Source organism: Streptomyces sp. KPB2, from assembly GCF_003950055.1.
Lineage (GTDB): Bacteria > Actinomycetota > Actinomycetes > Streptomycetales > Streptomycetaceae > Streptomyces > Streptomyces salinarius.
Map to the genome: position 1 here is coordinate 6,679,227 of NZ_CP034353.1, position 24,794 is coordinate 6,704,020.

The 24,794-nt window shown below is 71.4% G+C and carries 21 protein-coding genes; 17 read left to right on the plus strand and 4 right to left on the minus strand.

Features of this window, described 5'->3' with window-relative positions; translation table 11 throughout:
* The first annotated feature begins 25 nt into the window (after nucleotides 1-25).
* Nucleotides 26-2,569 carry a GTP pyrophosphokinase gene (gene relA, locus D1J63_RS30230; protein WP_125633199.1) on the plus strand — a complete coding sequence of 848 codons (2,544 nt, stop codon included), beginning with the start codon at nucleotides 26-28 and terminating at the stop codon, nucleotides 2,567-2,569.
* A 78-nt stretch (nucleotides 2,570-2,647) separates the two neighbouring features.
* Here relA and D1J63_RS30235 read toward each other — a convergent pair whose 3' ends face one another.
* Both D1J63_RS30235 and D1J63_RS30240 read right to left on the minus strand, forming a co-directional pair.
* Nucleotides 2,648-3,877, minus strand: coding sequence for a DUF349 domain-containing protein (locus D1J63_RS30235; RefSeq protein ID WP_102927927.1), 1,230 nt, complete (start codon nucleotides 3,875-3,877; stop codon nucleotides 2,648-2,650).
* A 135-nt stretch (nucleotides 3,878-4,012) separates the two neighbouring features.
* Nucleotides 4,013-4,846 carry a peptidylprolyl isomerase gene (locus D1J63_RS30240; RefSeq protein WP_125633201.1) on the minus strand — a complete coding sequence of 278 codons (834 nt, stop codon included), beginning with the start codon at nucleotides 4,844-4,846 and terminating at the stop codon, nucleotides 4,013-4,015.
* Between the two features lie 183 nt (nucleotides 4,847-5,029).
* Between D1J63_RS30240 and D1J63_RS30245 the strand changes: the two genes are divergently transcribed.
* Nucleotides 5,030-5,737: an MBL fold metallo-hydrolase gene (locus D1J63_RS30245; protein ID WP_125633203.1), complete on the plus strand. Its 708-nt coding sequence runs from the start codon at nucleotides 5,030-5,032 to the stop codon at nucleotides 5,735-5,737.
* Between the two features lie 11 nt (nucleotides 5,738-5,748).
* Nucleotides 5,749-7,011 (plus strand): histidine--tRNA ligase, encoded by a 1,263-nt coding sequence (hisS, locus tag D1J63_RS30250; protein ID WP_125633205.1) that lies wholly within the window; start codon nucleotides 5,749-5,751, stop codon nucleotides 7,009-7,011.
* A gap of 15 nt (nucleotides 7,012-7,026) precedes the next feature.
* Here hisS and D1J63_RS30255 read toward each other — a convergent pair.
* A protein-coding gene (locus tag D1J63_RS30255) for an IS5 family transposase (RefSeq protein ID WP_241235487.1) occupies nucleotides 7,027-7,898 on the minus strand; the annotation gives its coding sequence in 2 pieces (ribosomal slippage) (nucleotides 7,027-7,538 and nucleotides 7,538-7,898; 873 coding nt in all).
* Nucleotides 7,899-8,105: 207 nt separating this feature from the next.
* Between D1J63_RS30255 and D1J63_RS30260 the strand changes: the two genes are divergently transcribed.
* The 3 genes from D1J63_RS30260 to rpsD all read left to right on the plus strand — a co-directional run bounded on the left by D1J63_RS30260 (nucleotide 8,106) and on the right by rpsD (nucleotide 11,103).
* Nucleotides 8,106-8,768: a vitamin K epoxide reductase family protein gene (locus D1J63_RS30260; protein ID WP_102927923.1), complete on the plus strand. Its 663-nt coding sequence runs from the start codon at nucleotides 8,106-8,108 to the stop codon at nucleotides 8,766-8,768.
* Nucleotides 8,769-8,837: 69 nt separating this feature from the next.
* Nucleotides 8,838-10,193 carry a replication-associated recombination protein A gene (locus D1J63_RS30265; RefSeq protein ID WP_102927922.1) on the plus strand — a complete coding sequence of 452 codons (1,356 nt, stop codon included), beginning with the start codon at nucleotides 8,838-8,840 and terminating at the stop codon, nucleotides 10,191-10,193.
* Between the two features lie 295 nt (nucleotides 10,194-10,488).
* Nucleotides 10,489-11,103: a 30S ribosomal protein S4 gene (rpsD, locus tag D1J63_RS30270; RefSeq protein WP_030185023.1), complete on the plus strand. Its 615-nt coding sequence runs from the start codon at nucleotides 10,489-10,491 to the stop codon at nucleotides 11,101-11,103.
* A gap of 31 nt (nucleotides 11,104-11,134) precedes the next feature.
* Here the strand turns inward: rpsD and D1J63_RS30275 are convergent, their stop codons facing one another.
* The gene (locus D1J63_RS30275; protein WP_164713043.1) at nucleotides 11,135-13,330 is read right to left on the minus strand and encodes an AAA family ATPase; all 2,196 of its coding nucleotides are present in this window, start codon (nucleotides 13,328-13,330) and stop codon (nucleotides 11,135-11,137) included.
* A 167-nt stretch (nucleotides 13,331-13,497) separates the two neighbouring features.
* On the opposite strand from D1J63_RS30275, the gene D1J63_RS30280 reads away from it, so the two are divergent.
* From D1J63_RS30280 to D1J63_RS30335, 11 genes are all read left to right on the plus strand, one after another.
* Nucleotides 13,498-13,947 (plus strand): DUF948 domain-containing protein, encoded by a 450-nt coding sequence (locus tag D1J63_RS30280; RefSeq protein WP_102930884.1) that lies wholly within the window; start codon nucleotides 13,498-13,500, stop codon nucleotides 13,945-13,947.
* A gap of 7 nt (nucleotides 13,948-13,954) precedes the next feature.
* The gene (locus D1J63_RS30285; RefSeq protein WP_125633211.1) at nucleotides 13,955-14,317 is read left to right on the plus strand and encodes a DUF6167 family protein; all 363 of its coding nucleotides are present in this window, start codon (nucleotides 13,955-13,957) and stop codon (nucleotides 14,315-14,317) included.
* Complete coding sequence (gene alaS, locus D1J63_RS30290; protein WP_125633213.1) at nucleotides 14,317-16,989, plus strand: alanine--tRNA ligase; 2,673 nt, start codon at nucleotides 14,317-14,319, stop codon at nucleotides 16,987-16,989. The genes D1J63_RS30285 and alaS overlap by 1 nt, the downstream gene beginning before the upstream one ends.
* 35 nt (nucleotides 16,990-17,024) lie before the next feature.
* Nucleotides 17,025-17,489 carry a Holliday junction resolvase RuvX gene (gene ruvX / locus D1J63_RS30295; RefSeq protein WP_007447501.1) on the plus strand — a complete coding sequence of 155 codons (465 nt, stop codon included), beginning with the start codon at nucleotides 17,025-17,027 and terminating at the stop codon, nucleotides 17,487-17,489.
* A 128-nt stretch (nucleotides 17,490-17,617) separates the two neighbouring features.
* A complete protein-coding gene (gene mltG, locus D1J63_RS30305; protein ID WP_125633218.1) occupies nucleotides 17,618-19,363 on the plus strand; it encodes an endolytic transglycosylase MltG in 1,746 nt (581 codons plus the stop codon).
* Nucleotides 19,344-20,183 (plus strand): shikimate dehydrogenase, encoded by an 840-nt coding sequence (locus D1J63_RS30310; RefSeq protein WP_125633220.1) that lies wholly within the window; start codon nucleotides 19,344-19,346, stop codon nucleotides 20,181-20,183. Before mltG ends, D1J63_RS30310 begins: the two co-directional genes overlap by 20 nt.
* A 47-nt stretch (nucleotides 20,184-20,230) precedes the next feature.
* Complete coding sequence (locus tag D1J63_RS30315) at nucleotides 20,231-20,602, plus strand: hypothetical protein (RefSeq protein WP_125633222.1); 372 nt, start codon at nucleotides 20,231-20,233, stop codon at nucleotides 20,600-20,602.
* Between the two features lie 174 nt (nucleotides 20,603-20,776).
* Nucleotides 20,777-21,961 carry a chorismate synthase gene (aroC, locus tag D1J63_RS30320; protein WP_102930891.1) on the plus strand — a complete coding sequence of 395 codons (1,185 nt, stop codon included), beginning with the start codon at nucleotides 20,777-20,779 and terminating at the stop codon, nucleotides 21,959-21,961.
* Nucleotides 21,958-22,473: a shikimate kinase gene (locus D1J63_RS30325; protein ID WP_125633224.1), complete on the plus strand. Its 516-nt coding sequence runs from the start codon at nucleotides 21,958-21,960 to the stop codon at nucleotides 22,471-22,473. Before aroC ends, D1J63_RS30325 begins: the two co-directional genes overlap by 4 nt.
* The gene (gene aroB, locus D1J63_RS30330; protein ID WP_125633226.1) at nucleotides 22,470-23,561 is read left to right on the plus strand and encodes a 3-dehydroquinate synthase; all 1,092 of its coding nucleotides are present in this window, start codon (nucleotides 22,470-22,472) and stop codon (nucleotides 23,559-23,561) included. Before D1J63_RS30325 ends, aroB begins: the two co-directional genes overlap by 4 nt.
* 171 nt (nucleotides 23,562-23,732) lie before the next feature.
* Nucleotides 23,733-24,623 carry a Pro-rich N-terminal domain-containing protein gene (locus D1J63_RS30335; RefSeq protein ID WP_125633229.1) on the plus strand — a complete coding sequence of 297 codons (891 nt, stop codon included), beginning with the start codon at nucleotides 23,733-23,735 and terminating at the stop codon, nucleotides 24,621-24,623.
* Nucleotides 24,624-24,794 lie beyond the last annotated feature (171 nt).

The window sequence follows — 24,794 nt, forward strand, 5'->3', positions numbered from 1 at the left end:
CCCGGATCGCGCACGAGGAGTCCTCTTGCCAGACGAGGCCCAGCCACTGACCGCCGCAAAGCCCGAGTCCGCCTCGGCGTCCGCGGCGAAGCCCGCGCCGAGCGCGCCCCAGGCGAAGAACGACACGCGCGGGCCGATCCAGCACGCCCCGGTCACGCCGGTCGACAAGCCCGCCGAGCAGCAGCCGCGCCCCAAACCGCTGCCCTCCGAGCGCCCGCAGAACGCGCCCGTGGTCCGCACCCCCGCCGGGCAGCCCACCCGCTCCGGCTCCTCCAACCGCGTCCGCGCCCGCCTCGCCCGCCTCGGCGTGCAGCGCGCCAACCCGTACAACCCGGTCCTGGAGCCGCTGCTGCGCATAGTGCGCGGCAACGACCCCAAGATCGAGACGGCGACCCTGCGCCAGATCGAGCGCGCCTACCAGGTCGCCGAACGCTGGCACCGCGGCCAGAAGCGCAAGAGCGGCGACCCGTACATCACGCACCCGCTCGCCGTCACCACCATCCTCGCCGAGCTCGGCATGGACCCGGCCACGCTGATGGCCGGGCTGCTGCACGACACCGTCGAGGACACCGAGTACGGCCTGGAGGACCTGCGCCGCGACTTCGGCGACGTGGTCACCCTGCTCGTCGACGGCGTCACCAAGCTGGACAAGGTCAAGTTCGGCGAGGCCGCGCAGGCCGAGACCGTGCGCAAGATGGTCGTCGCCATGGCCAAGGACCCCCGCGTCCTGGTCATCAAGCTCGCCGACCGCCTGCACAACATGCGCACCATGCGCTACCTCAAGCGCGAGAAGCAGGAGAAGAAGGCGCGTGAGACCCTGGAGATCTACGCGCCGCTCGCCCACCGCCTGGGCATGAACACCATCAAGTGGGAGCTGGAGGACCTCGCCTTCGCGATCCTCTACCCCAAGATGTACGACGAGATCGTCCGCTTGGTCGCCGAGCGCGCCCCCAAGCGCGACGAGTACCTGGCCGTCGTCACCGACGAGGTCCAGCAGGACCTGCGCGCCGCCCGCATCAAGGCGACCGTCACCGGCCGCCCCAAGCACTACTACAGCGTCTACCAGAAGATGATCGTCCGCGGCCGGGACTTCGCGGAGATCTACGACCTGGTGGGCATCCGCGTCCTGGTGGACACCGTCCGCGACTGCTACGCGGCGCTCGGCACGGTCCACGCCCGCTGGAACCCGGTTCCGGGGCGGTTCAAGGACTACATCGCGATGCCCAAGTTCAACATGTACCAGTCGCTGCACACGACGGTCATCGGGCCCGGCGGCAAGCCGGTCGAGCTGCAGATCCGCACCTTCGACATGCATCGTCGCGCGGAGTACGGCATCGCCGCGCACTGGAAGTACAAGCAGGAGGCCGTCGCCGGCGCCTCCAAGGTGCGCACCGACGCCCCCCGGTCGTCCGGGAAGAGCAAGGACGACCACCTCAACGACATGGCGTGGCTGCGGCAGCTGCTGGACTGGCAGAAGGAGACCGAGGACCCCGGCGAGTTCCTGGAGTCCCTGCGCTTCGACCTCTCCCGCAACGAGGTCTTCGTCTTCACCCCCAAGGGCGACGTCATAGCGCTCCCCGCCGGTGCCACCCCGGTGGACTTCGCCTACGCGGTCCACACCGAGGTCGGCCACCGCACCATAGGGGCGCGGGTCAACGGACGCCTGGTGCCGCTGGAGTCCACCCTGGACAACGGCGACCTGGTGGAGGTCTTCACCTCCAAGGCGGCCGGCGCGGGCCCCTCCCGCGACTGGCTGGGCTTCGTGAAGTCGCCGCGCGCCCGCAACAAGATCCGTGCCTGGTTCTCCAAGGAGCGCCGCGACGAGGCGATCGAGCAGGGCAAGGACGCCATCGTCCGCGCGATGCGCAAGCAGAACCTGCCGATCCAGCGCATCCTCACCGGCGACTCCCTGGTCACGCTCGCGCACGAGATGCGCTACTCGGACATCTCCGCGCTGTACGCGGCGATCGGCGAGGGCCACGTCTCCGCGCCGAACATCGTGCAGAAGCTCGTCCAGGCGCTCGGCGGCGAGGAGGCGGCCACCGAGGAGATCGACGAGTCGGTTCCGCCGTCCCGGGGCCGCGGCCGCAAGCGCCGGGCGAACGCCGACCCGGGCGTGGTCGTCAAGGGCGTCGAGGACGTGTGGGTCAAGCTGGCCCGCTGCTGCACGCCCGTCCCCGGCGACCCGATCATCGGCTTCGTCACCCGCGGCAGCGGTGTCTCCGTCCACCGCAGCGACTGCGTGAACGTCGACTCGCTGTCCCGGGAGCCCGAGCGCATCCTCGAGGTCGAGTGGGCGCCCACGCAGTCCTCGGTCTTCCTGGTCGCCATCCAGGTGGAGGCCCTGGACCGCTCCCGGCTGCTGTCGGACGTCACCCGGGTGCTGTCCGACCAGCACGTCAACATCCTCTCGGCGGCCGTCCAGACCTCCCGGGACCGGGTGGCCACCTCCCGGTTCACCTTCGAGATGGGCGACCCGAAGCACCTGGGTCACGTCCTGAAGGCCGTACGCGGCGTCGAGGGCGTCTACGACGTGTACCGGGTGACTTCGGCGCGCAGGCCGTCGTAGCGGGCCGCACAGAGGCAATACGAGAGGGGCTCCCGTACGCACCGTACGGGAGCCCCTCTCGTATGCGGTCCGCGGCCGTCAGCCGCCGAACTCGTGCAGCCCCTTGAGCGCCTGGTCGAGGAGGGCCTGGCGGCCCTCCAGCTCGCGGGCGAGCTTGTCGGCCTTGGCGTCGTTGCCCTGGCTGCGCGCCTGCTCGATCTGCGAGCGCAGCTTGTCCACGGCGGCCTGGAGCTGACCGGTCAGACCCTCGGCACGCGCGCGTGCCTCCGGGTTGGTCCGGCGCCACTCGGCCTCCTCGGCCTCCTGGATGGCCCGCTCGACCGCGTGCATCCGGCCCTCGACCTTGGGCCGGGCGTCGCGGGGCACGTGGCCGATGGCCTCCCAGCGCTCGTTCACCGAACGGAACGCGGCGCGGGCCGCCTTCAGGTCGGTGACCGGGACGAGCTTCTCGGCCTCCTCGGCCAGCTCCTCCTTGAGCTTCAGGTTCTCCGACTGCTCGGCGTCCCGCTCGGCGAAGACCGAGCTGCGGGCCGCGAAGAACACGTCCTGGGCGCCGCGGAAGCGGTTCCACAGGTCGTCCTCGTGCTCGCGCTGGGCGCGGCCGGCGGCCTTCCACTCGGACATCAGGTCGCGGTAGCGCGCGGCGGTCGGACCCCAGTCCGTCGAGTTCGACAGCGCCTCGGCCTCGGAGACCAGCCGCTCCTTGGTCCGGCGGGCCTCCTCGCGCTGCGCGTCGAGCTGCGCGAAGTGCTGCTTGCGGCGCTTGGAGAACGCCGAGCGCGCGTGCGAGAAGCGGTGCCACAGCTCGTCGTCGGACTTGCGGTCCAGGCGCGGCAGGCCCTTCCAGGTGTCCACCAGGGACCGCAGCCGCTCACCGGCGGCCCGCCACTGGTCCGAGCGCGCCAGCTCCTCGGCCTCGGCGACCAGGGCCTCCTTGGCACCGCGCGCCTCGTCGGACTGCTTGGCCCGCTGGGCCCTGCGCTCCTCGCGGCGGGTCTCCACGAGCGCGACGAGCTTGTCCAGCCGGGCCCGCAGTGCGTCCAGGTCGCCGACCGCGTGGTGCGCGTCCACCTGCTCGCGCAGGTGGTCGACGGCGGTCTGGGCGTCCTTGGCCGACAGGTCGGTGGTCTTCACCCGCTTCTCGAGGAGGCCGATCTCGACAACCAGGCCTTCGTACTTGCGTTCGAAGTAGGCCAGTGCCTCCTCGGGGGAGCCTGCCTGCCAGGATCCGACGACCTGCTCGCCGTCGGCCGTACGCACGTACACGGTCCCCGTCTCGTCGACGCGGCCCCACGGGTCGCTGCTCACAGCGCCTCCTCCACATGATGCCGGCGGGGGGCTTCGCCACCCCCGGGCATCGTCCACAGTTTCGTCACGGCCAACATAGGCGACCGGCGGGGGGCCTGTCCGCATCCCGCACGACCGAACTTTCGCTGATGAGGGTCAGGATTTGGTGACCGTGGCCTTGTCGATCACGACCGTCGCGTTGGGTGCGGTGTTGCCCGTAGTCGGGTCCGCGGGCTGGGCTCCCGCGGCGGCGATCTTCTTCAGCACCGTCATGCCCTCCTTCGAGACGGTGCCGAACGGCGTGTAGCTCGGGGGCAGCTGGCTGTCCTGGTACACGAGGAAGAACTGGCTGCCGCCGGAGTCCGGCTGCCCGGTGTTGGCCATCGCCACCGTGCCCGCCGGGTACACGTTGTCCTTGAGGCTCTTGTCCTTCAGGTTCTCGTCCGGGATGTTGTAGCCGGGGCCGCCGTTGCCCTGGGCGGTGGGGTCGCCGCACTGCAGGACGTAGATGCCCTCGGTGGTGAGCCGGTGGCACTTGGTGTGGTCGAAGTAGCCCTTGCCCGCCAGGAAGTCGAACGAGTTGACGGTGTGGGGTGCCGCCTTCGCCTTCAGCGCGATGTCTATGTCACCGCACGTGGTCTCCAGCTTCATCGTGTACTTCGCCGACTTGTCGACGGTCAGCGCAGGCTCCTTCTTCCAGGTCTGCGTCTTGACCTTGCCCTCGGCCGGCTTGTCGCACGGGTCCGGCGCCTTGCTGGTCGCCGAGGCGCTCGGAGTGACCTCCGCGCTCGCGTTCGTCTTGCTGTCGTCGTCCTTGAGGACCACACCGGTCGTGTACAGCGCGACACTGCCGATCAGGATCACGCCCAGCACGGACGCGATCGCGGCGTTGCGCATGTGCGCCTTGCGTCGCGCGGACGTGCGTCGCTGCTGCTGCCGCAAGAACTTCTCCCGGGCGAGCTGACGCCGCCGCTGCTCCTGGCTGACCACCGGGTTCTCTCCTCATGCGTCTTCGTGTGCCGACCGGTACGCGTGGGTGCGATGAGCCGACCGTGGGCGTGTAGCCCCGTACCGTATATGGGTTCGCTGAGGAATCGGCACCGCCGGTAGGCTCTGACCATGGGCGCGACCGGTTCGCAAGCCCACCCGTACCGACCCAAACGAAGGACGATCGTGCTCATTGCCGGGTTCCCCGCCGGTGCCTGGGGGACGAACTGTTACCTCGTCGCCCCCGCCGCCGGTGAGGAGTGCGTGATCATCGACCCGGGCCACCAGGCGGCCCCCGGAGTCGAGGACGCGATCCGCAAGCATCGGCTCAAGCCCGTCGCCGTCGTCCTCACCCACGGCCACATCGACCACGTCGCCTCGGTCGTCCCGGTGTGCGGCGCCCACGACGTGCCGGCCTGGATCCACCCCGAGGACCGCTACATGATGAGCGACCCCGAGAAGGGCATCGGCCGCAGCATCGGCATGCCGCTCATGGGCGAGCTGACCGTCGGGGAGCCGGACGACGTCAAGGAGCTGACCGACGGCGCCGAGCTGGAGCTGGCGGGCCTGCACCTGTCGGTCGCGCACGCGCCGGGCCATACCAAGGGGTCGGTGACCTTCGGCCTGCCCGAGACGGCGGACATCCCGCCGGTCATGTTCTCGGGCGACCTGCTGTTCGCCGGCTCCATCGGACGCACCGACTTCCCCGGTGGCTCCATGGACGACATGCTCGAGTCCCTGGCACGCGTGTGCCTGCCGCTCGACGACTCGACCGTGGTGCTGTCCGGACACGGCCCCCAGACGACCATCGGCCAGGAACGCGCCACCAACCCGTACTTGCGGCAGGTGGCCGCCGGCCAGGGCGCCCAGAACGCGCCCCGACGAGGAATGTGACGAGACCTTCCGTGAGCACCTTCAAGGCCCCCAAGGGCACGTACGACCTGCTGCCGCCCGACTCCGCCAAGTTCCTGGCCGTCCGCGAGGCGATCGCCGCCCCGCTGCGCAACTCCGGCTACGGCTACATCGAGACGCCCGGCTTCGAGAACGTCGAGCTGTTCGCACGCGGCGTCGGCGAGTCGACCGACATCGTGACCAAGGAGATGTACGTCTTCGAGACCAAGGGCGGCGACCGCCTCGCCCTGCGCCCGGAGACCACCGCCCCCGTACTGCGCGCGGTCCTGGAGGCCAACCTGCACAAGGCGGGCAACCTGCCGGTGAAGGTCTGGTACTCGGGCTCGCAGTACCGCTACGAGCGCCCGCAGAAGGGCCGTTACCGCCACTTCTCCCAGGTCGGCGCCGAGGCGATCGGTGCCGAGGACCCGGCCCTGGACGCCGAACTGATCATCCTGGCCGACCAGTCGTACCGCGCCCTCGGCCTGCGTGACTTCCGCATCCTGCTCAACTCCCTGGGCGACAAGGAGTGCCGTCCCGTCTACCGGGCCGCGCTCCAGGACTTCCTGCGCGGTCTCGACCTGGACGAGGACACCCTGCGCCGCGCCGAGATCAACCCGCTGCGGGTCCTGGACGACAAGCGCCCGGACGTCCAGAAGCAGCTCACCGACGCCCCCCTGCTGCGCGACTACCTGTGCGACGCCTGCAAGGCGTACCACGAGGAGGTGCGCGAGCTGATCACGGCGGCCGGCGTGGTCTTCGAGGACGACCCGAAGCTGGTCCGCGGCCTGGACTACTACACGCGCACGACCTTCGAGTTCGTCCACGACGGCCTCGGCTCCCAGTCCGCGGTGGGCGGCGGCGGCCGCTACGACGGCCTGTCCGAGATGATCGGCGGCCCGTCCCTGCCCTCGGTCGGCTGGGCCCTCGGCGTCGACCGCACCGTCCTCGCCCTGGAGGCGGAGGGCATCGAACTGGACATCCCGTCCGCCACCTCCGTCTTCGCGGTCCCGATGGGGGAGGAGGCCCGCCGGATCCTGTTCGCCAAGGTCACCGAGCTGCGCAAGAACGGCGTCGCCGCCGACTTCTCCTACGGCGGCAAGGGCCTCAAGGCCGCGATGAAGGCCGCCAACCGCTCCGGCGCCCGCTACACGCTGGTCCTGGGCGAGCGCGACCTGGCCGAGGGCGTCGTCCAGCTCAAGGACATGGAGTCCGGCGAGCAGACCGCGATCGGCGTCAACGAGATCGTGGCGGAGCTGGAGTCCAGGCTCGGCTAGGCAGTTTCGTTTGGATCACCGGGCGGACCAGAGGAAGATGCCCGCGATGTGGAGTCCGGCCAGGTAGATGGTGGCGGTCTTTTCGTAGCGGGTGGCGATACCACGCCACTGCTTCAGGCGGTTGATGCACCGCTCGACGGTGTTGCGCTGCTTGTAGGTCTCGCGGTCGAAGGCCGGTGGCCTGCCGCCCCGGCTGCCCCGACGTAGCCGGTGTGCGCGCTGGTCTGCGGGGACGGGGATCACTGCCCGGATGCCGCGCTTGCGCAGGTGCTCGCGGATCGCGCGGGAGGAGTACGCCTTGTCGGCCAGGACCAGGTCCGGCCTGGTGCGGGGTCGTCCTCGTCGGCGGGGAACGCGCAGGCGGGCCATGACGTCGGTGAACGCGGGTGCGTCACCGGCCTGGCCTGCGGTGAGAACGAACGCCAGGGGCCGGCAGCGGGCGTCGGCAGCGAGGTGGATCTTCGTGGTCAGTCCGCCGCGGGACCGGCCGATGGCATGGTCGGTCGGCTCGCCGGCCGGGGCCCCCTTTTGCGGGCTCCGGCCGCGTGCTGGTGGGCCCGCACGATGGTGGAGTCGACCGAGACGGCCCAGTTGAGGTCCTCGTCCGCGTCTGCCTGGGCGACCAGGGCGGTGAAGACTCGCTCCCAGGTGCCGTCGACGGCCCACATCCGCAGCCGGTTGTAGACCCCTCGCCAGTTGCCGTACTTCTCCGGCAGGTGAACCCACTGCGTGCCGGTCTGGAACTTGTAGGCGATCGCGTCGATCACCTCTCGATGGTCTCGCCAGCGACCACCTCGCCTCGGCGTCCGGTCCGGGAGCAACGGCTCAATCCGCGCCCACTGCGCATCAGTCAACGGCACACCCGAACCAACGACCGACTGATCCAAACGAAACTGCCTAGCCCGGCGACACCCTTGCGGGGCACGCGTTTTCGCTCGCGCGTGCCCCCGGGGAACGGACGGTGGCCGGAACGCGCCGCTCCGGAGTGATCGCCGATCCGTTCATAGGCTCATCGAACGGTGCCCCTACAGGCTTGTGCGGCACAATGGCCCCTGCCCGAAGCAGGCCCACTCTCCAGTGACGGAATCGGCGTGATGAGCAAGACGACAGTGAAGGACGTCTCCACCGTGGCAGAGTCCGCGCCGGACGGCAGCACTCGCACCCCGCGCACCGAGGGCGGCAGCCGCGCCCTGGCCCTGCTGCTGGTGATCACGGGCGCGGCCGGACTGCTCGCCGCCTGGGTCATCACGATCGACAAGCAGAAGATCCTCGAGGCCAAGGTCGCCGGCACCACGTTCACGCCCGGCTGCAGCCTCAACCCGGTCGTCTCCTGCGGCAACATCATGGAGAGCGACCAGGCCTCCGTCTTCGGCTTCCCCAACCCGATGCTCGGCCTCGTCGCCTACGGCATCGTCATCTGCGTCGGCATGAGCCTGCTCGCCCGTGCCACCTTCCCTCGCTGGTACTGGCTCACCTTCAACGCGGGCTGCCTGTTCGGCGTCGGCTTCGTCTCCTGGCTGCAGTTCCAGTCCCTGTACCGGATCAACTCGCTGTGCCTCTGGTGCTGCCTGGCCTGGGTCGCCACCATCCTGATGTTCTGGTACGTGACCTCCTTCAACGTCCGCAAGGGCTTCCTGCCCGCGCCGAACTGGCTGCGCGGCTTCTTCGGCGAGTTCACCTGGGTCCTGCCGGTGCTGCACATCGGCATCATCGGCATGATGATCCTCACCCGCTGGTGGGACTTCTGGACCAGCTGACGGGTCTGCCGGGCGGGCGGGACCACCGGGCCCGCCGCGTTGTCGGTGCGGTCATTTAGGGTTCAGAGCGTGGAGCCCGACCTGTTCACCGCCGCAGCCGAAGAACGCCAGGAGAAGGACCCGACCGGCAGCCCCCTCGCCGTGCGGATGCGCCCGCGCACCCTCGACGAGGTCGTGGGCCAGCAGCACCTGCTCAAGCCCGGATCCCCCCTGCGCCGCCTGGTCGGCGAGGGCGCGTCCGGCCCCGCGGGGCCGTCCTCGGTCATCCTCTGGGGCCCGCCGGGCACCGGCAAGACCACCCTGGCGTACGTCGTCTCCAAGGCCACCAACAAGCGGTTCGTGGAGCTGTCGGCGATCACCGCGGGCGTCAAGGAGGTCCGCGCGGTCATCGACGGCGCCCGCCGCGCCGTCGGCGGGTACGGCAAGGAGACCGTCCTCTTCCTCGACGAGATCCACCGCTTCAGCAAGGCCCAGCAGGACTCCCTGCTCCCGGCCGTCGAGAACCGCTGGGTCACCCTGATCGCCGCCACCACCGAGAACCCGTACTTCTCGGTGATCTCCCCGCTGCTCTCCCGCTCCCTCCTGCTCACCCTCGAACCCCTCACCGACGACGACCTCCGGGGCCTGCTGCGCCGCGCCCTGACCGACGAGCGGGGCCTCAAGGGCGCCCTCGCCCTCCCCGAGGACACCGAGGAGCACCTGCTGCGCATCGCCGGCGGCGACGCCCGGCGCGCGCTGACCGCGCTGGAGGCCGCCGCCGGCGCCGCGCTCGACAAGGGCGAGACGGAGATCGGCCTGACCACGCTGGAGGAGACGGTCGACCGGGCCGCGGTGAAGTACGACCGCGACGGCGACCAGCACTACGACGTCGCCAGCGCCCTGATCAAGTCCATCCGCGGTTCCGACGTCGACGCCGCCCTGCACTACCTGGCCCGGATGATCGAGGCCGGCGAGGACCCCCGCTTCATCGCCCGGCGCCTGATGATCTCCGCCAGCGAGGACATCGGCCTCGCCGATCCGAACGCACTGCAGATCGCCGTCGCCGCCGCCCAGGCCGTCGCCATGATCGGCTTCCCCGAGGCCTCCCTCACCCTCAGCCACGCCACCATCGCCCTGGCCCTGGCCCCCAAGTCCAACGCGGCGACCACCGCCATCGGCGCCGCCCTGGACGACGTGCGCAAGGGCCACACCGGCCCGGTCCCCGCACACCTGCGCGACAGCCACTACAAGGGCGCCGGCAAGCTGGGGCACGGCCAGGGGTACGTGTACCCGCACGACCTGCCCGAGGGCATCGCCGCCCAGCAGTACGCGCCGGACGGGCTCAAGGACCGCACGTACTACACGCCGACCCGGCACGGCGCCGAGGCCCGGTACGCGGACGCCGTGGAGTGGACCCGCGGGCACCTCGGTCGCAAGCCCTCCTGAGCAGCCTGTAGAATCGCCCGGAGTGCCGAGTCCCGTGCCGTCAGAACGGGACAACCGGCCGGAACCCTCCGGGGTTCCAGGAGCGTCGCGCACCGTCGATCGGTGTCGCGGGCAGCCCACCACCACCCGGCTTCCGGGAACGGTCGGTGGGCCACTCGCGTGCTGCACGTATGTGCCCAGACCAGGGGAGCGGCTGCCCGACAGGTCCGTCAGCGGACCCGACGGGTTTCCCCGGCTGCGGATTGCGACCTCCCACAACCCTGACAAGCCGGAAACTAGAGAAGAGACACACACAGTGGCGAACCAGTCCCGCCCCAAGGTCAAGAAGTCGCGTGCCCTCGGCATCGCGCTGACCCCGAAGGCCGTCAAGTACTTCGAGGCCCGCCCCTACCCGCCGGGCGAGCACGGCCGCGGCCGCAAGCAGAACTCGGACTACAAGGTCCGTCTGCTCGAGAAGCAGCGTCTGCGCGCGCAGTACGACCTCAGCGAGCGTCAGCTCGTCCGCGCCTACGAGCGTGCCTCCAAGACCAACATGAAGACCGGCGAGGCCCTGGTCATCGAGCTCGAGCGCCGTCTCGACGCGCTGGTCCTGCGTTCGGGCATCGCCCGCACGATCTACCAGGCCCGCCAGATGGTCGTCCACGGCCACATCCAGGTCAACGGCCAGAAGGTCGACAAGCCGTCCTTCCGCGTCCGCCCGGACGACGTGGTGCAGGTGCGCGAGCGCTCCAAGGAGAAGACGCTCTTCACCATCGCCCGCGAGGGTGGCTTCGCCCCCGACGGCGAGACCCCGCGCTACCTCCAGGTGAACCTCAAGGCCCTGGCGTTCCGCCTGGACCGTGAGCCGAACCGCAAGGAGATCCCGGTGATCTGCGACGAGCAGCTCGTCGTCGAGTACTACGCCCGCTGATCCCAGCCCCGGCGCAGTACACCCGCGGTACTCAGCCCGCCGTCTCCCCGCCCTTCCCGGTGGGCGAGGCGGCGGGCTTCGCCGTCCCCACCCGGGCGCCCGCCGCGGACCGCCCGCCGGCCGCCGTGCGCGGTGCCGGCAACGAGGCCGGGACCCCGGGCCGGCGCAGCGCCCGCGCCACCGCCTCCCGGCGGCCGAGCCGCGCCCCGTGCCGTACGCACTGCTCGTACCGCTCGTCGCCCAGCTGTTCCCGGGCCGCTGTCTCGCACAGCTCGTGCGGCGCGTTGTAGTGCGCCGACCCGAACAGCGGCAGCCCCACCGACGGCCACATCCGCCCCGCCGCGCCCTGCAGCACCGCCGCCTCCGCAGCGTCGCCCTCCGCCACCGTGACCAGGGCGAGGAGCTCCACCGCCAGCACCGACCCCAGCTGGTCGCGGAAGCGGTGCGCCCCGCCCAGACAGTCGGCCAGCAGCTCGCGGGCGCGCACCGGGTCGCCGTCGCTCCAGGCCGCGTAGGCCAGGACGTACAAGGCGTAGCCCCGGGCCCAGCGCTCGCCGTGGTCCTCGCACACCTGGCGCACGTCCTCGCACAGGCGCACCGCGTCCGGCAGATCGCCCTGGAACGCCCGCGCCATCGCCAGCTCCACCTGGCCCATCAGGACGTTGCTGTTCAGCTCGCCGATCTGCTGGTAGCGGTGCAGCGCGGAGCGCAGCAACGTCTCCGCGCGCGGCAGGTCGTCCGTCACCAGTGCCAGACAGCCGGTGCGGTGCTCCGCGTACGCCACCGCCGTCGGGTTCCCCGAGCGCTCAGCCTCCTCGCGGCACTCCTGGAGCGCCCCGAGCGCGCGCACCGTGTCGCCCTGAAGGATCGCCACGTACGCGAGCACCCACAGCGCCTTCAGCCGGGACTGCTCGCCCGCCGTCGGCTCCGCGTCCAGCCGCACCGCCTGCTCCAGCCAGTGCCGCCCCTCCGACAGCCGCCCGCAGCCGACCCAGTGGAACCACAGGGCACCCGCCAGATACTGGCCCAGGTGCCCGCCGTCCGGCTCGCCCAGGCAGTGCTCCAGGGCGCTGCGCAGGTTCGGCAGCTCCGCGTCGACCCGCGCGGCGACCTCGCCCTGGCGCGGCGAGAACCACTCCAGCTCGCACCAGGTCGCCAGGCCCACATACCAGTCCCGGTGCCGCCGCCGCAGTCGGTCCGCGTCACCGGCCGCCGCCAGCCAGTCGGCGCCGTACGCCCGCACCGTGTCGAGCATCCGGTAGCGCACCCCGGCCGGGGACTCCTCGCGGGTCAGCACGGACTGGGCGAGCAGCGCGGACAGCACGTCGAGCACCTCGTCGGCCGGCAGTCCGTCCCCGCTGCACACGTACTCGGCGGCCTCCAGGTCGAACGGCCCGGCGAACACCGACAGCCGCGCCCACAGCAGCCGTTCCGGCGGCGTGCACAGCTCGTGGCTCCAGCCGATCGCCGTACGCAGCGTCCGGTGCCGGGGCAGCGCGGTGCGGTCCCCGCCCGCCAGCAGCCGGAACCGGTCGTCGAGCCGGCGCAGCACCTGCCCCGGCGACAGCGCGCCCAGGCGCCCCGCCGCCAGCTCGATCGCCAGCGGAATCCCGTCCAGACGCCGGCACAGCTCGCGCACCTCCCGCTGGTCCGCGTCCGGGTCGTCGTCGTAGCCGCAGGTGACGTGGAGCTGCCCGGCCCGTACCGTCAGCAGCTCCACAGCCTCCTCCGTGCCCAGCGGGGCCAGCGGAACCAGCCGCTCCCCGGTCGCGTCCAGTGGCCTGCGCCCCACGGCCAGCACCCGGAGCCCCGGGGCGCGGCCCAGCAGCTCGGTCACCAGCGACGCGCAGGCGTCCACCAGGTGCTCGACCCCGTCCAGGATCAGCAGCAGCTCCCGCTCGGCCAGGTGCGCCAGCAGCGTCTCGCGCGGCAGCCGGGTCGTGTGATCGGTCAGGCCGAGCGCCTCCACGACCGCGTAGTCGACGAACTCCTCGTCGCGCACCGGCGCCAGCTGCACCCGCCACACCCCGTCCCGGGGCGAGCGCCGCGCGGCCGCCCGCGCGGCCAGCCGGGACTTGCCCACACCGCCGGTCCCGGTGACGGTCACCAGCCGGGCCGAGTCCAGCGCCCCGGCCAGTTCCGCGAGTTCCGTCGCTCTGCCCACGAAGGTGTCGAGCTCCAGCGGTAGATTGCCGTGCAGGATGCCGTCGCGCCGAAGGTCTCGCATGAAACACGGAGCGTACTGAACCGTATTCACTCCGTACAATCGCTTCTCGCGACTCGGCCGGACCGCGCCGCGCGCGACAGGGGAATCCGGTACGGAGCCCCGTGCCCGGCGCGATAGGCTCGGTGCACGACTTTCCCGATGTTCAAGGCACGTCTTTCAGGGAGCGGGTGCACACAGTGTCCGGTGGCGAGGTGGCCGGGATCCTGGTGGCCGTCTTCTGGGCGATCCTGGTCTCCTTTCTCGCCGTCGCACTGGCGAGGCTGGCCCAGACGCTCAGGACGACCACCAAACTCGTGGCGGACGTGACCGACCAGGCCGTCCCGCTGCTGGCCGACGCCTCGGCGGCGGTGCGCAGCGCGCAGACCCAGATCGACCGGGTCGACGCGATCGCCTCGGACGTCCAGGAGGTCACCTCGAACGCCTCCGCGCTGTCCACCACCGTGGCCTCCACCTTCGGCGGCCCCCTGGTCAAGGTCGCGGCGTTCGGATACGGCGTGCGCCGGGCACTCGGCGGTCGCAAGGAGGACATGTCCGCCCCCGCCGACCGGGCGCGGCGCACCGTGATCGTGGGCCGTACGCTCCCGGCCGCGCGGCGGACGAAGCGGAAGAAGGGCTGACCGAGGGATGTTCCGCCGTACGTTCTGGTTCGGCACCGGCGTGGCAGCCGGTGTGTGGGCCACCACCAAGGTCAACCGGAAGCTCAAGCAGCTCACCCCCGACAGCCTCGCCGCCACCGCGGCGAACAAGGCGCTCGACGTGGGCGCCCGGGTCAGGGACCGCGCGGTGGGCTTCGCACTCGACGTCCGCGACAACATGGCCCAGCGGGAGGCCGAACTGGACGACGCGCTGGGCCTGAACGCCCCCGTCGAACCCGAACTCCCCGCCCCCCGGCGTCGCTACGCCATCGAGAACAGCAACAGCAGCAACCCGAAGTACGTCGTCGACGACAGGACGACCTACTCGTACAACCGGAATGAGGACCACTGATGGAGTCGGCCGAGATTCGTCGCCGCTGGTTGAGCTTCTTCGAGGAGCGCGGTCACACCGTCGTCCCTTCGGCGTCGCTCATCGCGGACGACCCGACTCTGCTCCTCGTCCCGGCCGGCATGGTGCCCTTCAAGCCCTACTTCCTGGGTGAGGTCAAGCCGCCCTTCGACCGCGCCACCAGCGTCCAGAAGTGCGTGCGCACGCCGGACATCGAAGAGGTCGGCAAGACCACGCGCCACGGCACGTTCTTCCAGATGTGCGGCAACTTCTCCTTCGGCGACTACTTCAAGGAAGGCGCCATCAAGTACGCCTGGGAGCTGCTCACCAGTGCCCAGGACAAGGGCGGTTACGGCCTCGACCCCGAGCGCCTGTGGATCACCGTCTACCAGGACGACGACGAGGCCGAGCGCATCTGGCACGACGTCGTGGGCGTCCCCTCCGAGCGCATCCAGCGCCTCGGCAAGAAGGACAACTACTGGTCCATGGGCGTCCCCGGCCCCTGCGGCCCCTGCTCCGAGATCAACTACGACCGCGGCCCCAAGTTCGGCGTCGAGGGCGGCCCCGCCGTCAACGACGAGCGGTACGTGGAGATCTGGAACCTCGTCTTCATGCAGTACGAGCGGGGCGAGGGCATCGGCAAGGAGGAGTTCGAGATCCTCGGCGAGCTGCCGAGCAAGAACATCGACACCGGCCTCGGCCTGGAACGCCTCGCCATGATTCTGCAGGGCGTGCAGAACATGTACGAGATCGACACCTCCATGGCCGTCATCAACAAGGCCACCGAACTGACCGGCGTGGCCTACGGCGACGCCCAGGCCTCGGACGTCTCCCTGCGCGTGGTCACCGACCACATGCGCACCTCCGTGATGCTCATCGGCGACGGTGTCACCCCCGGCAACGAGGGCCGCGGCTACGTGCTGCGCCGCATCATGCGCCGCGCCATCCGCAACATGCGGCTCCTCGGCGCCACCGGTCCGGTCGTCAAGGACCTCATCGACGTCGTGATCGGCATGATGGGGCAGCAGTACCCCGAGCTGATCACCGACCGCGAGCGGATCGAGAAGGTCGCCCTCGCCGAGGAGAACGCCTTCCTGAAGACGCTGAAGGCCGGCACCAACATCCTCGACACCGCCGTCAGCGACACCAAGGCCTCCGGCGGCACCGTCCTCGCCGGCGACAAGGCGTTCCTGCTCCACGACACCTGGGGCTTCCCGATCGACCTCACCCTGGAGATGGCCGCCGAGCAGGGGCTGTCCGTGGACGAGGACGGCTTCCGGCGCCTGATGAAGGAGCAGCGGGAGCGCGCCAAGGCCGACGCCCAGGCCAAGAAGACCGGCCACGCCGGTGCCGGTGCCTACCGGGAGATCGCCGACAAGGCCGGTGCCACCGACTTCGTCGGCTACACCGACACCGAGACCGAGTCCACGATCGTCGGCATCCTCGTCGACGGCGCCTCCTCCCCGGCCGCCACCGAGGGCGACGAGGTCGAGATCGTCCTGGACCGCACCCCGTTCTACGCCGAGGGCGGCGGCCAGATCGGCGACACCGGCCGGATCCGGGTCGACACCGGCGCCGTGATCGAGGTCCGCGACTGCCAGAAGCCGGTGCCGGGCGTCTACGTCCACAAGGGCGTCGTCCAGGTCGGCGAGGTCACCGTCGGTGCCAAGGCCCAGGCCTCGATCGACGACCGCCGCCGCAAGGCCATCGCCCGCGCCCACTCGGCCACCCACCTCACCCACCAGGCGCTGCGCGACGCCCTCGGCCCGACGGCCGCGCAGGCCGGTTCCGAGAACCAGCCCGGCCGCTTCCGCTTCGACTTCGGTTCGCCGTCCGCCGTGCCGACGGCCGTGATGACCGACGTCGAGCAGAAGATCAACGAGGTGCTCGCCCGCGACCTCGACGTGCGCGCCGACGTCATGGGCATCGACGAGGCCAAGAAGCAGGGCGCCATCGCCGAGTTCGGCGAGAAGTACGGCGAGCGCGTGCGCGTCGTCACCATCGGCGACTTCTCCAAGGAGCTGTGCGGCGGCACCCACGTGCACAACACCGCCCAGCTCGGCCTGGTCAAGCTGCTCGGCGAGTCCTCCATCGGCTCCGGCGTGCGCCGCATCGAGGCCCTGGTCGGCGTGGACGCCTACAACTTCCTCGCCCGCGAGCACACGGTCGTCGCCCAGCTCCAGGAGCTGATCAAGGGCCGTCCGGAGGAGCTGCCGGAGAAGGTCTCCGCGATGCTCGGCAAGCTGAAGGACGCCGAGAAGGAGATCGAGAAGTTCCGCGCCGAGAAGGTCCTCCAGGCGGCCGGCTCGCTCGCCGACTCCGCCAAGGACGTGCGCGGCGTGGCCCTCGTGACCGGCCAGGTCCCCGACGGCACCACGGCCGACGACCTGCGCAAGCTGGTCCTCGACGTGCGCGGCCGCATCCAGGGCGGCCGGGCCGCGGTCGTGGCCCTGTTCACCACGGTCAACGGCAAGCCCCTCACGGTCATCGCCACCAACGAGGCCGCCCGCGAGCGCGGCCTCAAGGCCGGTGACCTGGTGCGCACCGCCGCCAAGACCCTCGGTGGCGGCGGTGGCGGCAAGCCGGACGTCGCCCAGGGCGGCGGCCAGAACCCGGCCGCCATCGGCGACGCCGTCGACGCCGTCGAGCGCCTCGTGGCGGACTCGGCCAAGTGAGCACCCCCGAGAACGACCAGGCGGACGGCCCGGTGATGCGCCGCGGCCGCCGCCTGGCGATCGACGTCGGCGACGCCCGTATCGGGGTCGCGTCCTGCGACCCCGACGGCATCCTCGCCACCCCGGTGGAGACCGTCCCCGGCCGCGACGTCCCGGCGGCGCACCGGCGCCTGCGGCAGCTGGTCGCGGAGTACGAGCCCATCGAGGTCGTCGTCGGCCTCCCGCGCTCCCTCAAGGGGGGCGAGGGCCCGGCCGCGGCCAAGGTCAGGCGCTTCACGCAGGAGCTGGCCAAGGGCATCGCGCCCGTCCCGGTCCGGCTGGTCGACGAACGCATGACGACGGTCACCGCCAGTCAGGGGCTGCGCGCCTCCGGAGTGAAGTCCAAGAAGGGCCGGTCCGTCATCGACCAGGCCGCCGCCGTGATCATCCTCCAGCAGGCACTCGAATCCGAACGGGTGTCAGGCAGGCCACCCGGCGAGGGCGTCGAAGTGGTCATCTGATCGCGGTACGGTAACGTTCCGCGCGATGCGGAGGCATTCGAACAGCCACCGCACAGCAAGAGGCGGAACGGAAGCGGGCCCTTCGGCACAGGTCGCGCCCCCCGTCGCCTCGCGGCTCTAGGGGATCGATGACTGAGTATGGCCGGGGCCCAGGCTCCGAACCGTGGCATCCCGAGGACCCGTTGTACGGGGACGGCGGATGGGGCGGACAGCAGGCCCACGCGGGCCAGCAGTCCCCCTACGGCGGCCAGCCGCAGCAGTATCCGGAGCAGCAGGCGCAGCAGCAGTACGCCGACTGGAGCAACGGCGGTCAGTCGTCCTACGGCGGCGGGCAGCCCCAGTACGACCAGTACGGCCACCAGCACCCCGAGCCGCAGTACGACCAGTACGGCAACCAGTACGACCAGCACCAGTACGGTCAGCAGCAGTACGACCAGCAGTACGCGCCCCAGGCCCAGCCGCAGCAGGGTTACGACGACGGCGGCTGGGGTGGCGGCAGCCAACCGCAGGCGCACTACCCGGCCGACCCGTCCGACCCCTACGGACAGCAGACCGGCGGCTACGGCGCCGAACAGCCCGACCTGTACGGCACCCCCGAGGCGTACCCACCGCCGGAGCCGCCCACCCGCCGGCGCGCCGAGCCCGAGCCGCAGCGCACCGACTGGGACCCCGGCCCGGACGAGGGGGAGCACGCCTTCTTCGCGGGCGGGGGCGACGACGGTGACGACGACGCGGCGGACGACGGCCGCGGGGACCGCGGGGACCGCAGGGCCCGGGGCGGCGGCAAGCCGAAGAAACGCCGCAGCGGATGCGCCTGTCTCGTGGTCTGCCTCGTGCTCGGCGGCGGCGTGGCCGGTATCGGGTATTTCGGCTACCAGTTCTACCAGGATCGTTTCGGCGCGGCCCCGGACTTCGCGGGCGACGGCAACGGCGAGCAGGTCACCGTCACCATTCCCAAGGGCGCGGGCGGCTCCACGATCGGTCAGGAGCTCAAACGGCAGGGCGTGGTCAAGAGCGTCGACGCCTTCATCGCCGCCCAGCAGAGCAACCCGCGAGGGAAGAGCATCCAGGACGGCGTGTACACCCTGCAGAAGGAGATGTCGGCCGAGAGCGCGGTCGAACTCCTGCTCAGTCCGAAGAGCCGCAGCAACCTGATCATCGCCGAGGGCAGGCGCAACGCCGCCGTCTACGAACTCATCGACAAGCGCCTCGGAGTGAAGGCGGGCACCACCGCCGAGGTGGCCAAGTCCGAGTACAAGAACCTCGGCCTGCCCGAATGGGCGCTGAACCACAAGAACGTCAAGGACCCCCTGGAGGGCTTCCTCTACCCGTCCAGCTACTCGGCGGCCAAGGGACAGAAGCCCGAGGACGTGCTCAAGCAGATGGTGGCACGGGCCAACGAGCAGTACGAGAAGATCGGCCTGGAGGAGAAGGCGGAGGGGCTCGGCCTCGAGGGCCCCTGGGAGCTGCTCACCGCCGCGAGCCTGGTGCAGGCGGAGGGCAAGACGCACGAGGACTTCCGGAAGATGGCCGAGGTCATCTACAACCGGCTCAAGGAGTCCAACACCGAGACGAACCAGAAGCTCCAGTTCGACTCGACGTTCAACTACCTGATGAAGCAGAGCAAGATCCACATCAGCGAGTCCGAGATCAACAGCAACCCGGACCCGTACAACACGTACTACCACCGCGGCCTGCCGCCCGGCCCCATCGGCAACCCCGGCGCGGAGGCCCTGCAGGCGGCGCTCAACCCCACCGACGACGGCTGGATCTACTTCGTGGCCACCGACGGTGTCGAGAAGACCGAGTTCGCCAAGACCCACGACGAGTTCCTGAAGCTGAAGGACAAATTCGATGCCGCCTCGGGCAACTGACCGGCGACGGGCCGCCGTTCTCGGCTCCCCGATCGCCCACTCCCTCTCCCCGGTGCTGCACCGTGCCGCCTACGCGGAGCTGGGCCTCGCGGACTGGACGTACGACCGTTTCGACGTCGACGAGGCCGCCCTGCCCGGCTTCTTCGCGGAGCTGGGCCCCGAGTGGGCGGGGCTGTCGCTGACCATGCCGCTCAAGCGGGCGGTGATCCCGCTGCTCGACGGCATCAGCGAGACGGCGGCCTCCGTGGACGCGGTGAACACGGTCGTCTTCACCGAGGACGGCCGCAGGACCGGCGACAACACCGACATCCCCGGGATCGTCGCCGCCCTGCGCGAGCACGGTGTCGAGAAGGTCGAGACCGCCGCCATCCTCGGCGCCGGTGCCACCGCGTCCTCCGCGCTGGCCGCACTGGCCCGGATCTGCACCGGTGAGGTCTCCGTCTACGTCCGCAGCGAGGCGCGCGCCGCCGAGATGCGGGGCTGGGCCGAGCGGCTGGACGTGGACGTGCGCATCGTGGACTGGGCGCGGGCCGAGGAGGCGCTGAGCGCTCCGCTGGTCGTCGCCACCACCCCCGCCGGCGCCACCGACCCGCTCGCCGCAGCGGTCCCCGAGCGGCCCGCCACCCTCTTCGACGTGCTCTACGACCCGTGGCCCACCGCGCTCGCGGCCCGCTGGTCGGCGTACGGCGGTGCCGTCGTCAGCGGCCTCGACCTGCTGCTCCACCAGGCGGTGCTCCAGGTGGAGCAGATGACCGGCCGTGCTCCGGCGCCGCTGGCCGCCATGCGAAAAGCGGGGGAGCAGGCGCTCGCGGACCGCTAGTATCCGTCCGGTTCCGCAGGGGGCGGAACGGGAGGGGACGACGATCCATGTACACAGGCGTGCCGCTGGCCTCCGCCAAGAGCCAGATGTTGGAGGCCGTCCTGGGCTTCCTGCCCGACTGGGTGCAGATCACGGTGCTCGCCCTGATCGTGCTCGCCGTCGTCGCGAGCTGGGTGGTCAAGGCGAAGCGCGGGATCGCCCGGCGGCGCGCGAGGCGCACGGCACAGACACTGCCCGGGCCGGCCCCGTACGGCCAGGGCACCGGCGCCGACCACCTGGGACCCTACGCGCCGCCCCGCTCGGAGGAGCGTGGCGCGGACTTCCTCGGCCCCTACGCTCCGGCGCCGCGGCAGGAAAGCGGCGCGGACTACCTCGGTTCCTACGCCCCCTCGCCCCAGCAGGGCAACCCTCCCGCCTGACGCCGCCGGAGTCCGCCCGTCCGTCCCGGCAGATGGACCGGCGACCGGGTGCTGCGGCCGGACGTGGGAGGATCGGAGGCGGCGGACCGGGGCCGCGCACCCGGTCGGACCGTCGCGTACGCGGAGCAGACGTGTACGCGGGGCATACCGGGGCGCGAGCACTGAGGAGCACCGTTGAGCAGGTTGCGCTGGCTGACCGCGGGGGAGTCCCACGGTCCCGCACTCGTCGCGACGCTGGAGGGACTGCCCGCCGGCGTGCCGATCACCACCGACATGGTGGCGGACCACCTGGCGAGGCGGCGGCTCGGCTACGGTCGCGGTGCGCGGATGAAGTTCGAGCGCGACGAGGTCACCTTCCTCGGCGGCGTCCGGCACGGTCTGACCATGGGCTCCCCGGTCGCGGTCATGGTCGGCAACACCGAGTGGCCCAAGTGGGAACAGGTCATGGCGGCCGACCCGGTCGACCCGGAGGTGCTGGCCGGCCTCGCGCGCAACGCCCCCCTGACCCGGCCGCGCCCCGGCCACGCGGACCTCGCCGGCATGCAGAAGTACGGCTTCGACGAGGCCCGTCCGGTCCTGGAGCGCGCCTCGGCCCGCGAGACGGCGGCCCGCGTGGCGCTGGGCGCGGTGGCCCGGTCGTACCTGAAGGAGACGACCGGGATCGAGATCGTCAGCCACGTCGTCGAACTGGCCTCGGCGAAGGCGCCGCACGGCGTGTACCCGACGCCGGACGACGTCGAGCGGCTGGACGCCGACCCCGTGCGCTGCCTGGACGCGGACGCGTCGGAGGCGATGGTCGCCGAGATCGACCAGGCCCACAAGGACGGCGACACCCTCGGCGGCGTCGTCGAGATCCTGGCCTACGGCGTGCCGGTCGGCCTCGGCTCGCACGTCCACTGGGACCGCAAGCTCGACGCGCGGCTCGCGGGTGCCCTCATGGGCATCCAGGCGATCAAGGGCGTAGAGATCGGCGACGGCTTCGAACTGGCCCGCGTGCCCGGCTCCCAGGCGCACGACGAGATCGTGAGCACGCCCGACGGCATCCGCCGGGTCTCCGGCCGCTCCGGCGGCACCGAGGGCGGTCTCACCACCGGTGAGCTGCTGCGGGTGCGCGCCGCCATGAAGCCGATCGCGACCGTGCCGCGTGCCCTGAAGACCGTGGACGTGACCACCGGCGAGGCCGCGCAGGCCCACCACCAGCGCTCCGACGTGTCCGCCGTGCCGGCCGCCGGAATCGTCGCCGAGGCCATGGTGGCCCTGGTCCTCGCCGACGCGGTGGCGGAGAAGTTCGGCGGCGACAGCGTGACCGAGACCCGCCGCAACGTGCGCTCCTACCTCGACAACCTGGCCATCCGATGAGCGCCCCGCTGATCGTCCTGGTCGGACCGATGGGAGTCGGCAAGTCCACCGTCGGGCAGCTGCTCGCCGAGCGGCTCGGCACGGGCTTCCGGGACACGGACGAGGACATCGTCACCGCGCAGGGACGGGCCATCGCCGAGATCTTCGTCGACGAGGGCGAGGCCGCCTTCCGGGCCCTGGAGAAGGACGCCGTGCGCGGTGCGCTCGCCGGGCACGACGGCGTCCTCGCCCTCGGCGGCGGCGCGATCCTCGACGCCGACACGCGGGCACTGCTCGCCGGACAACGGGTCGTCTACCTCTCGATGGACGTCGAGGAGGCAGTCAAGCGCACCGGCCTGAACGTGGCGCGCCCGCTGCTCGCGGTCAACCCGCGCAAGCAGTGGCGCGAGCTGATGGAGGCCCGCCGCCACCTCTACGAGGAGGTGGCCACGGCCGTCGTGGCCACCGACGGCCGTACGCCCGAAGAAGTCGCCGAAGCCGCCCTAGACGCAGTGGAGTTGAAGGAAGCATGAGCGAGGCAGTCACCCGGATCCAGGTCGGCGGCACCGCGGGGTCCGACCCCTACGAGGTCCTGGTGGGACGTCAGCTCCTGGGCGAGCTGGGCGGCCTGATCGGCGCCAAGGCGAAGCGGGTCGCGGTGATCCACCCCGAGGCGCTCGCCGAGACCGGTGACGCCCTGCGCGCCGACCTCGCCGAGCAGGGCTACGAGGCGGTCGCCATCCAGGTGCCCAACGCCGAGGAGGCCAAGACCGCCGAGGTCGCCGCGTACTGCTGGAAGGCGCTCGGCCAGTCCGGCTTCACCCGCACCGACGTCATCGTCGGGGTCGGCGGCGGCGCCAGCACCGACCTGGCCGGATTCGTGGCCGCCACCTGGCTGCGCGGGGTGCGCTGGATCGCCGTGCCCACCACCGTGCTGGCCATGGTGGACGCCGCCGTCGGCGGCAAGACCGGCATCAACACCGCCGAGGGCAAGAACCTCGTCGGCGCCTTCCACCCGCCCGCCGGTGTCCTGTGCGACCTGGCCGCCCTGGACTCGCTCCCGGTCAACGACTACGTCTCCGGCCTGGCCGAGGTCATCAAGGCCGGCTTCATCGCCGACCCGGCGATCCTGGACCTGATCGAGTCCGACCCGCAGGCCGCGCGCACCCCGGCCGGACCGCACACCGCCGAGCTGATCGTGCGCTCCATCAAGGTCAAGGCGGAGGTCGTCTCCTCCGACCTCAAGGAGGCGGGCCTGCGGGAGATCCTCAACTACGGCCACACCCTCGGCCACGCCATCGAGAAGAACGAGCGCTACAAGTGGCGCCACGGCGCCGCCGTCTCCGTCGGCATGCACTTCGCCGCCGAACTGGGCCGCCTGGCGGGCCGGCTGGACGACGCCACCGCCGACCGTCACCGCACCATCCTGGAGGCCGTCGGGCTCCCGCTGCACTACCGCTACGACCAGTGGCCCAAGCTGGTCGAGAACATGAAGGTCGACAAGAAGTCCCGCGGCGACCTGCTGCGCTTCATCGTCTTGGACGGTCTCGCCAAGCCCACCGTCCTCGAGGGCCCCGACCCGGCCGTCCTCCTCGCCGCCTACGGCGAGGTGGGTGAGTAGTACCGGGGTGTGCCCTTCCGTCCGATTCGCCCTGCCGGACGGGCACTTCGGACCGCCCCCGGCCGTTCACCAAACGACGGCCGGGGGCGGTACCGTTCGGTAGCAGGACGGCGGACCCCCTTCCCGCCGCCAGCGCCCATCGCCTGCCTGTACGAGACGGAGTGGCACCGGATGCAGCACCCAGTGGGTTCTCCGCTGCCGCCGCCCCACCAGCCGGGGCACGGACCCGCCCTCGGCTGGTCCCCGGCCGCACACCACCCTGGCTCCCCCCAGGGACCCGCCCCCGTACCGCCCCAGGCGCCGGGACACCCCATGGCACCGCGCCAGGCCCCGGCGCACCCGGCCCCCGGCCCGGCCCCGCACCAGCCGGCCCCCGCGCCGGGACCGCACCACCCGGGTCCCGCTCCGGCGTCGGAGACCACCGGCCACGTGTCGTTGCCCCCCGGCGGTCCGGTGGCCGTGCCCAGCGTGCCGCCCGCCACGGCCGCCGCGCCCGACCCCACCACGACCACCCTCGCGGTGCTGCTCATCGGCCCGGCGGGCGCGGGCAAGACCAGCGTGGCCAAGTACTGGGCCGACCACCGCAGGGTCCCGACCGCGCACATCAGCCTCGACGACGTCCGCGAATGGGTCCGCTCCGGTTTCGCCGACCCCCAGACCGGGTGGAACGAACACTCGGAGGCGCAGTACCGCCTAGCCCGCCGCACCTGCGGCTTCTCCGCGCGCAACTTCCTCGCCAACGGCATCTCCTGCATCCTCGACGACGCGGTCTTCCCGGACCGCCCGGTCGTCGGCCTCGGCGGCTGGAAGCGCCACGTCGGACCCGGCCTGCTCCCGGTCGTCCTCCTGCCCGGCCTGGACATCGTCCTGGAGCGCAACGCCGAACGCAGCGGCAACCGCCGTCTCACCGACGAGGAGGTCGCCCGCATCCACGGCCGCATGGCCGGCTGGTACGGCTCTGGCCTCCCCATCATCGACAACTCCCAACTCGACATCCCGGAAACCGCCCACCTCCTCGACGAGGTCCTTTCCCGCTCCATAGCCAGCCCCCCGAACTGGTAAGCGCCGGGGAGAAAAGCGTCCCCAAGGGGCGCGGGGAACTGCGCGAGAAACCCCCACCGGCGTCCAGACGCCACACAACACAAGCCCCCACCCCATGCGGCGCACCCCGCGTTCCCCGGCCCCCGCCCACTCGGCCCACCCAAGCGGCGCCCCCACCGGCGGAGCCATACG

Bases quoted from the DNA above. Each gene is read 5' to 3' on its own strand.
- alaS (WP_125633213.1), top strand. From the start codon at position 14,317: ATGGAGTCGGCCGAGATTCGTCGCCGCTGGTTGAGCTTCTTCGAGGAG.
- D1J63_RS30260 (WP_102927923.1), top strand. From the start codon at position 8,106: ATGAGCAAGACGACAGTGAAGGACGTCTCCACCGTGGCAGAGTCCGCG.
- D1J63_RS30310 (WP_125633220.1), top strand. From the start codon at position 19,344: ATGCCGCCTCGGGCAACTGACCGGCGACGGGCCGCCGTTCTCGGCTCC.
- mltG (WP_125633218.1), top strand. From the start codon at position 17,618: ATGACTGAGTATGGCCGGGGCCCAGGCTCCGAACCGTGGCATCCCGAG.
- D1J63_RS30335 (WP_125633229.1), top strand. From the start codon at position 23,733: ATGCAGCACCCAGTGGGTTCTCCGCTGCCGCCGCCCCACCAGCCGGGG.
- D1J63_RS30285 (WP_125633211.1), top strand. From the start codon at position 13,955: ATGTTCCGCCGTACGTTCTGGTTCGGCACCGGCGTGGCAGCCGGTGTG.
- D1J63_RS30325 (WP_125633224.1), top strand. From the start codon at position 21,958: ATGAGCGCCCCGCTGATCGTCCTGGTCGGACCGATGGGAGTCGGCAAG.
- D1J63_RS30315 (WP_125633222.1), top strand. From the start codon at position 20,231: ATGTACACAGGCGTGCCGCTGGCCTCCGCCAAGAGCCAGATGTTGGAG.
- ruvX (WP_007447501.1), top strand. From the start codon at position 17,025: ATGCGCCGCGGCCGCCGCCTGGCGATCGACGTCGGCGACGCCCGTATC.
- D1J63_RS30275 (WP_164713043.1), bottom strand. From the start codon at position 13,330: ATGCGAGACCTTCGGCGCGACGGCATCCTGCACGGCAATCTACCGCTG.
- aroB (WP_125633226.1), top strand. From the start codon at position 22,470: ATGAGCGAGGCAGTCACCCGGATCCAGGTCGGCGGCACCGCGGGGTCC.